This is a genomic window from Micromonospora sp. DT44 (assembly GCF_049841635.1).
Classification (GTDB): domain Bacteria; phylum Actinomycetota; class Actinomycetes; order Mycobacteriales; family Micromonosporaceae; genus Micromonospora.
Window position 1 is genome coordinate 1 of the sequence record NZ_JBNCKS010000110.1, and the last position, 7479, is coordinate 7479.

Annotated in this window: 8 protein-coding genes; 4 read left to right on the forward strand and 4 right to left on the reverse strand. The window is 72.2% G+C overall.

The window, feature by feature from the left end; genetic code table 11:
- The first annotated feature begins 254 nt into the window (after positions 1 to 254).
- Positions 255 to 1037, forward strand: a complete 783-nt coding sequence (locus ACLQ25_RS32180) for a 3-hydroxybutyrate dehydrogenase (protein ID WP_425734496.1) — start codon at positions 255 to 257, stop codon at positions 1035 to 1037.
- Positions 1038 to 1051: 14 nt separating this feature from the next.
- Complete coding sequence (locus tag ACLQ25_RS32185; protein WP_425734497.1) at positions 1052 to 2971, forward strand: helix-turn-helix domain-containing protein; 1920 nt, start codon at positions 1052 to 1054, stop codon at positions 2969 to 2971.
- 44 nt (positions 2972 to 3015) lie between these two features.
- Here the strand turns inward: ACLQ25_RS32185 and ACLQ25_RS32190 are convergent, their stop codons facing one another.
- From ACLQ25_RS32190 to ACLQ25_RS32200, 3 genes are all read right to left on the reverse strand, one after another.
- Positions 3016 to 3624, reverse strand: a complete 609-nt coding sequence (locus ACLQ25_RS32190) for a TetR/AcrR family transcriptional regulator (RefSeq protein WP_425734498.1) — start codon at positions 3622 to 3624, stop codon at positions 3016 to 3018.
- An 11-nt stretch (positions 3625 to 3635) separates the two neighbouring features.
- Positions 3636 to 5204: a DHA2 family efflux MFS transporter permease subunit gene (locus tag ACLQ25_RS32195; protein ID WP_425734499.1), complete on the reverse strand. Its 1569-nt coding sequence runs from the start codon at positions 5202 to 5204 to the stop codon at positions 3636 to 3638.
- A gap of 121 nt (positions 5205 to 5325) precedes the next feature.
- Complete coding sequence (locus ACLQ25_RS32200) at positions 5326 to 5979, reverse strand: transcriptional regulator (protein ID WP_425734500.1); 654 nt, start codon at positions 5977 to 5979, stop codon at positions 5326 to 5328.
- Positions 5980 to 6149: 170 nt separating this feature from the next.
- Between ACLQ25_RS32200 and ACLQ25_RS32205 the strand changes: the two genes are divergently transcribed.
- Positions 6150 to 7007 carry an SPFH domain-containing protein gene (locus ACLQ25_RS32205; RefSeq protein WP_425734501.1) on the forward strand — a complete coding sequence of 286 codons (858 nt, stop codon included), beginning with the start codon at positions 6150 to 6152 and terminating at the stop codon, positions 7005 to 7007.
- 14 nt (positions 7008 to 7021) lie between these two features.
- Here ACLQ25_RS32205 and ACLQ25_RS32210 read toward each other — a convergent pair whose 3' ends face one another.
- Complete coding sequence (locus tag ACLQ25_RS32210; protein WP_425734502.1) at positions 7022 to 7186, reverse strand: hypothetical protein; 165 nt, start codon at positions 7184 to 7186, stop codon at positions 7022 to 7024.
- 95 nt (positions 7187 to 7281) lie between these two features.
- Between ACLQ25_RS32210 and ACLQ25_RS32215 the strand changes: the two genes are divergently transcribed.
- Positions 7282 to 7479 (forward strand): hypothetical protein (locus ACLQ25_RS32215; RefSeq protein ID WP_425734503.1); only part of this gene is annotated, 198 nt, incomplete at its 3' end.

Below are 7479 nucleotides of genomic sequence, written 5' to 3' on the forward strand. Positions count from 1 at the left end.
CACCAACAAGACCTGTCAACCACTCCTGAACAGCCCAAACAGGATGAGACAAGCTCCAGGATGCAGCGCGATCTTGCGGGCCACCCAGCGGGCCGGCGGGCCGGCGGCCGGCCACCCGGCGGGCCGGCGGCCCAGCCACCCGGCGGGCCAGCGGGCCAGTGGGCCAGCGGGCCAGCGGGCCACACAGCTTTGCCCGGGAGTATGTGGCTCCGGCCCATGTGCCGACGGACACACAGCTCGTAACTTCTTGCGCCATGACGGCAGAACCCGTGGCGGTCCCCCACGTCGTACAGGTCGACCTCGCCGGTCGGACCGCCTTGGTCACCGGCGGCGGCAGCGGCATCGGGCGGGCGTGCGCCCTGCGTCTCGGCGCGGCCGGCGCGAAGGTGCTCGTGGTGGACCGCAACCTGGAGGCGGCCAAGGCCGTGGCCGCCCAGGCCGGCGGACGCGCCGAGGGCGTGGACCTGGCCGACCCGGCTGCCGTGGACGCCCTCGACGTGGACGTCGACATCGTGGTGAACAACGCGGGGCTCCAGCACGTGGCGCCGGTGCAGGACTTTCCCGTCGAGCGTTTCGAGTACATCCAGCGGGTGATGGTGGAGGCGCCGTTCCTGCTGATCCGCCGGGCGCTGCCGCACATGTACGCCCGGGGCTGGGGTCGGATCGTCAACATCTCGTCGGTGCACGGCCTGCGGGCCTCGCCGTACAAGGCGGCGTACGTCTCGGCGAAGCACGCCCTCGAAGGGCTCTCCAAGGTGGTGGCGCTGGAGGGCGCCGCGCACGGGGTGACCGCCAACTGCATCAACCCCGCGTACGTGCGGACCGCCCTGGTGGAGAGCCAGATCGCCGACCAGGCGGCCAGCCACGGCATTGAGGAGGCCGAGGTCATCGAGAAGATCATGCTGGCACGGGCGGCCGTCAAACGGCTGATCGAACCGGAGGAGGTGGCCGAGTTGCTGGCGTACCTCTGCTCGCCGCCGGCGGCCTTCATCACCGGCGCGTCGATCGCGCTCGACGGGGGCTGGACGGCCAACTAGTGGGTCCGCGCACAATGTCGACCATGTCGTCGCCGGTGGAGTTCCTGGAACTGCTCGCCCGCGAGGCCGCCGCGGTGGAGTTCGAAGGCCCGCTGGTGGCCGCGCGCGCCTCGGGTGTACCGCCGGCCCGGCTGGCCGAGTTGGAGCAGGCCAAGACGGTGGCGTTGCGTGTCCGCGCGCTGCTGGAGCGCCGTCGTCGCCGGGAGACCGAGCTGTCCGGCCTGTACGACACGGTCAGTGACCTGGCCGGGCTGCGCGACCTGGACGACGTGCTGCGGGCGATCGTGCACCGGGCGCGCAACCTGCTCGGCGCCGACGTGGCGTACATGACGCTGAACGACGACGAGCGCGGCGACACGTACATGCGGGTGACCGACGGGTCCGTGTCGGCCCGCTTCCAGCGGTTGCGGTTGCCGATGGGCGCCGGCCTCGGTGGTCTGGTGGCCCAGTCCGGCGCGCCGTACGTCACCGCCAACTACGGCGAGGACGCGCGCTTCCACCACACCGGCGAGATCGACGCCGGCGTGGGCGAGGAGGGCCTGGTGGCGATCCTCGGGGTGCCGCTGCGGCTCGGCTCCACCTCGATCGGGGTGCTCTACTCGGCCAACCGCTCGGCCCGGCCGTTCGCCCGGGAGGAGGTGGCCTTGCTGGTCTCCCTGGCCGCGCACGCCGCGGTGGCGATCGACACGGCCCGGCTGCTGGCCGAGACCCGTTCGGCGCTGGCCGAGTTGTCGGCGGCGAACACCACCATCCGGGCGCACAGCAGCTCGGTGGAGCGGGCCGCGGCGGCGCACGACCGGATGACGGCGCTGGTGCTGCGCGGTGGCGGCGTGGAGGACGTGGCGGCGGCGGTGACCGACGTGCTGGGCGGGGCGCTGCTGGCGTTGGACGCCGAGGGTCGCCTGCTGGCCCGGGTCGGCGAGATCGACGAGCCGGAGCGGGCGGACATCGTCGAGGCGGTGGCCGCGTCCCGGACCGAGGGGCGCAGCGTCCGCCGTGGTCCACTGTGGTACGCGGCGGTGGTCGCCGGTACGGAGAACCTGGGCGCGCTGGTCTTGCGTCCCAACGACGAGTTGGTCGACGCGGACCAGCGCATCCTGGAGCGGGCCGCGCTGGTGACCGCCCTGCTGCTGCTGTTCCGCCGGACGGTCGCCGAGGCGGAGGGTCGGGTCCGTGGCGAGTTGCTGGACGACCTGATCGCCCGGCCGCTGCGCGACACCGACGCGCTGCGCAGCCGGGCCCGTCGGCTCGGGGTGGACCTGGACGCGCCGCACGTGCTGGTGACGGTGGGCGACGACGCGATCGCGGCGACCGGCTCGGCGCGGCAGCGGGTGCTCTCCTGGGCCACCACGTACGCCTCGACGCGGGGTGGCCTGGCGGCGGCGCGCGACGGTCGGGTGGTCCTGATGCTGCCGGGCCAGGACGCCGGCGGCAGCGCCCGCGCGGTGGCGCGGGACCTGTCGCGGGTGACGGGCCGGCCGGTGACCGCCGGGGCGAGTGGCCCGGCGACGGGGCCGGGGGCGCTGGCGGGGACGTTCCACGAGGCGGACCGCTGCCTCACCGCGCTTGGCGCGTTGGGCCGCGCCGGTCAGGGGGCGAGCACCGCAGAGCTGGGCTTCGTCGGGTTGCTGTTGGGCACGGTGGGTGACCAGGGCGACAAGGACGTGGCGCGGTTCCTCACCACCACGGTCGGGCCGGTCGTCGACTACGACGCCCGGCGCGGGACGGCACTGGTGAAGACGTTGGAGGCGTACTTCGGGGTGGGCGGCAGCCTGGCCCGGGCCGCCGAGCAGCTGCACGTGCACGTCAACACGGTGACGCAGCGGCTGGAGCGGGTCGGGCAGTTGCTGGGCGCGGATTGGCAGCGGCCCGAGCGGGCGTTGGAGGTGCAGTTGGCGCTGCGCCTGCACCGGTTGCGCGCCCCGGCGGGCTGACCCGACACACGGTCGAGAGAGCCCGGCCAGGGCGCGCGGTCGGGTCAGCGGGCGCGGATGCCGTCGAGGACGGCGTCGACGACCTGCGCCGGCAGTTTGTGGTCGTCCAGCTCCGGGTTCCACTGGAGTACGCGTTGGATCAGCATCGGCCCGGTGAGCAGCGCCATGGTCACCTCGACGTCGATGTCGGGCCGCAGCAGGCCCTCGTCGATGCCGCGCCGCAGCACCTCGCGCATGAGCTGCCGCCGGGGCGCGATGATGTTCTGGTAGAGCTGGAACTGGTCCGGGCTGCGGTTCACCGCCGGCACCAGGCACGGCATGATCTTCGCCGCGCGCGGGTCGACGTTCTGCCCGACCGCGCCGACCAGCAGGAGCAGGTCGTCACGCACGGAGTGCCCGGCCGGTTGGGGCATGATGCCCTTGAGTCGGCGCAGCGCATCGAGCAGCAGCGCGTCCTTGCCGGCCCAGCGGCGGTAGATGGTGGCTTTGCCGACGCCGGCGCGGGCGGCGATCGCCTCGATCGAGAGCGCCTCGACGGTGCTGCCCTCGGCGAGCAGGTCGAGGGTGGCCTCGACGATCGCCTCGTCGGCACGGATGCTCCGCGGTCGCCCGGGCGACCGCGGAGCATCGGCGGTGGAGGTCATGTCGGACATTGTCCTCGAACCTAGGCCGTCCCGGCCAACTCGGGCTCGGTGGCGGGTGCTGCCGTCGCCGGCGTCAGGGCCTCACGGCCCGGCATCCACCGCAGCACCACCAGCATGCCGAGAGCCGCGACGATCGCGGACAGCGCCGCCGCCCAGTGCATGGCCGTGACGAAGGCGTCGTTGGCCGCCGAGATCAGCGTGGGCGCCGCCGGGCCGAGTTGCCCGGCCGCCGCGTACGCCCCGGAGATCGACTCGTTGGCCGCGTCCTGCGCCTGGGCGGGCAGGCCGGTCAGCGCGTCGCCCACGTCGCTGCGGTAGACCGCGCTGAGCACCGAGCCGAGGACCGCCACGCCGAGCGCGCCGGCCACCTGGCGGACGGTGTTGCTCACCGCGGAGCCGACACCGGCCTTCTCGCGCGGCAGCGCCGACATGATGGACTCGGTGGCCGGCGGCATGATGTTGGCCATCCCGACGCCCTGGAGGAAGAAGACGACCAGCACCATCCAGATCGGGGTGGAGGCGTCGATGAAGGCGAACGCGGCCAGCGCCACCACGGTCAGCCCCAGCCCGACGGCGGCGACCGCCCGGCCGCCGTAGCGGCGGACCATCGCGGCGCTGCGCGGCGCGAAGATCAGCTGGGCCCCGGCGAAGGGCAGGAAGAGCAGACCGGTCTGCAGCGGGCTGTAGTCGCGAACCAGCTGCAGGTAGAAGGAGCTGAAGAACATCACGCCCATGGCGGCGAAGAACACCAGGCCGACGATGGCCACCGGTGCGGCGAAACGGGGCACCTTGAACAGGCGGACGTCCAGTGACGGGTGGTCGGAGCGGAGCTCGTGCCGCACGAACCAGGCCAGCACGGCGATGCCCACCAGGATCGAGCCCCAGGCCACCGGCCGGTCGAAGCCGTGCTCGCCACCGTCGATGATGCCGTAGGAGAGGGCCACCAGGCCGACCACGGAGAGCAGGACGCCGAGCAGGTCGACGCGGCCGGGGCGCGGGTCACGCGACTCGGGGACGAGCAGCGCCACCAGGATCACGCCGGCGACGACCACCGGGACGTTGATCAGGAAGACCGAGCCCCACCAGAAGTGCTCCAGCAGCGTGCCGCCGAGGATCGGGCCGATCGCCACGGCCAGTCCGACCGCGCCGGCCCAGATACCGATGGCCCGGCCGCGCTCGCGGGGGTCGAAGACGTTGGAGATGATCGAGAGCGTCACCGGCATGATGGCCGCGCCGCCGACCCCCATCAGGGCGCGCGCCGCGATGAGCTGCGCGGGGCTGTCGGCGTACGCCGAGAGCAGCGACGCCAGGCCGAACAGCGCCAGCCCGATCATCAGGAAGCGCTTGCGGCCGGCGCGGTCGCCGAGCACGCCGAAGGTGAACAGCAGGCCGGCGAAGACCAGCGTGTAGGAGTTGATCGCCCACTCCAGCTCGCCCTGGCTGGCGCCGAGACCGTGTACCGGGTCGGCCAGGGTGCGTAGGGCGACGTTGAGGATCGTGTTGTCGAGGACGACGACGAGGAGGCTGATCACCAGCACCCCCAGGATCGCCCACCTCCTCGGGTGTCCTGTGTTGTTGTGCAGCTCCATGCCCGGTTCTCCCCCCGGTTGCACCCGTTCCGCAATACGATACGGGCCAGACTCGTAACGGCGAACAGACTACGACCGCCATTAACGATACGGAACTGTTTCGTATCGGAAGTGGTCGGCGTCACGTCTCGGCGCGACTCCGCTCCCCCGGCTCCGGCACGCTCAGACAGGCGGCCACGGCGGCCGGCAGCGCGCTCATGTGGACCGCGGGCGCGGCGAGCGGTTCGATCCAGCCCGGCCCCGCGCCGTAGACGCGCAGGCCCGGAAAATCGCGGGCGAAACGCACGAGACGGTACGCACGCCCGGTGACCGGCGTCTGCGACCACACCACGACGGTGTACGGGCGAGCGCGGCGCACGGCGCTGCTCAGCGCGGACCACGGCAGCGCGGGCCCCAGGTGCAGGCAGCCATGCCCCCGCTCCCGCAGGGCCGCGGCGAGGGCGTGCAGACCGAGCGAGTGCGCCTCCCTCTCGACGCCGGCCAGCAGCACCCCGCCGGTCGGCAGGGACCGCCCGGGATCCCGGCGATACACGTCCAGCCCGACCCGGACGCCCTCGGACAGGGCGTGTTCCACGGCGATCTCGCCGGCGTCGCGCCCCGACAGAGGCGCCAGCAGCGGCTGGCAGACCTGCTCCCAGAGCGCCGGCACGCCCCACTCGGCCGCCAACTCCAGCATCAGCGCGGCGACCCGGTTACCGTCCAGGTCCTCGGCCGCCAGCGAGACCCGCTTGAGCGCGGTCTGCACGGCGTCTGCCGGCATCGGATCGGTCAGCACAGACGTACCCCCGGGTCGGTGTTCTCTACCCAGGATTCGCCGCGACCGGGCGCGGCGGATGCGCCCGGCGCGGAATTTACCGGCGGCGAACCGACGCCGACCCGCGCGGCCCGATTTGACCGGACCTCCTAGCTTGAAGATCCACACAGCCCAGCGGAAGGCCCTACCCCATGCCCGTCGGCTTCACCATGGCGATCGTCCTCGCCGTCGCCCTGGTCGTCAGCGCCGTCGCCGCGCTCGTCGCCCCCGCCCGCTCGCTGAAGCGGGTGGCTGCCCTCGCCGCGCTCGGCTTCCTCACCCTCAGCCTGGTGGTCGGCATCGCCTCCAGCGCCCACTCGGTGCCGATCCGCTCGGTCGGCATCGTGACCAGCTTCGGCAAGCCGACCGGCGAGGTGACTGGCTCAGGCCTGAAGTGGGTGGCCCCCTGGCAGAAGGTCGGCGAGTGGGACGCGGGCCGGCAGAAGTACGACCACATCGGCGGCAATGACTGCGTCCGGGTCCGTACCGGAACGCTCGCCGACGCCTGCGTCGAGGTGCTCATCGAGTGGCAGGTCAAACCGGAGAACGCCCCCAAGCAGTTCATGGACTACAAGGGAGACTTCGTGAGCTTCCGGGGACAGCGGGTGGGCGTGCAGCTCGACAGCGCGGTCAACGACGCGTTCGCCGCGTACAACCCGCTGGAGAAGATCGACGCGCGCACCGGCGACCTCAACGTCGACCTCAAACCGTTCGCGGCGAACATCAAGACCAGCGCGGAGAGCCGCCTCGCCACGGACGTCGACATCCTGTCGGTGACCATCACCCGGGTCAACCACGACGACAAGACCGAGGGCAACATCAAGGCGTTCCAGGACAAGCTGGCGCAGACCCGCAACCTGGAGCAGGACCGTAAGAACGCCGAGATCTCCAAGCAGATCACCGAGACCAACGCGAAGGTCGACAAGGTGACCCGGTGCCTGGAGATCGCCGAGAAGAACGGCGGGAACCCGGGCCTGTGCATCAACCCGGGCATCGTCACCGGCAAGTGACCCGGGGCGGGGGCTCAGACCATCCGACGCAGCGCGTTCTCCACGGCGTCTGTCAACGGATCACCCTCCGTCGCCGGATGCCGGGTCAGACCGAACTCGACGTCCGGCAGGGTGGGTAGGGCCTCGGCGTGGTGGGACGACATGCCCGGTTCGAGGTTCGCCGGCATGAGCGCGGCCACGCCGAGCCCGGCCCGGACCGCCGCGAGGGGAGGCGACAGGTCTGCAGTCGTCGGCGCAGAGCGCCGGGTTCGCCCTGGGGTCCCCTCTCGTCGGCGTGGCGATCGACCTCTCCGTGCCGGCCGGCGGCTTCGCGGCGGCCGGGTTCGCCGCCCTCGCCGCCGCACTGGCCGGACGCTTCCTGTCCGGCAGCTCACCCGACCGACCGCTTGGCCTAGTACTCCAGCCGTACCTGGTGAAGTTGGAGTCTTCGCTGGTAGTGGGCTTTTTTGGCGCGGTATTGGTGTCGTCGTCG

Bases quoted from the DNA above. Each gene is read 5' to 3' on its own strand.
- ACLQ25_RS32180 (WP_425734496.1), top strand. From the start codon at position 255: ATGACGGCAGAACCCGTGGCGGTCCCCCACGTCGTACAGGTCGACCTC.
- ACLQ25_RS32185 (WP_425734497.1), top strand. From the start codon at position 1,052: ATGTCGACCATGTCGTCGCCGGTGGAGTTCCTGGAACTGCTCGCCCGC.
- ACLQ25_RS32190 (WP_425734498.1), bottom strand. From the start codon at position 3,624: ATGTCCGACATGACCTCCACCGCCGATGCTCCGCGGTCGCCCGGGCGA.
- ACLQ25_RS32195 (WP_425734499.1), bottom strand. From the start codon at position 5,204: ATGGAGCTGCACAACAACACAGGACACCCGAGGAGGTGGGCGATCCTG.
- ACLQ25_RS32205 (WP_425734501.1), top strand. From the start codon at position 6,150: ATGCCCGTCGGCTTCACCATGGCGATCGTCCTCGCCGTCGCCCTGGTC.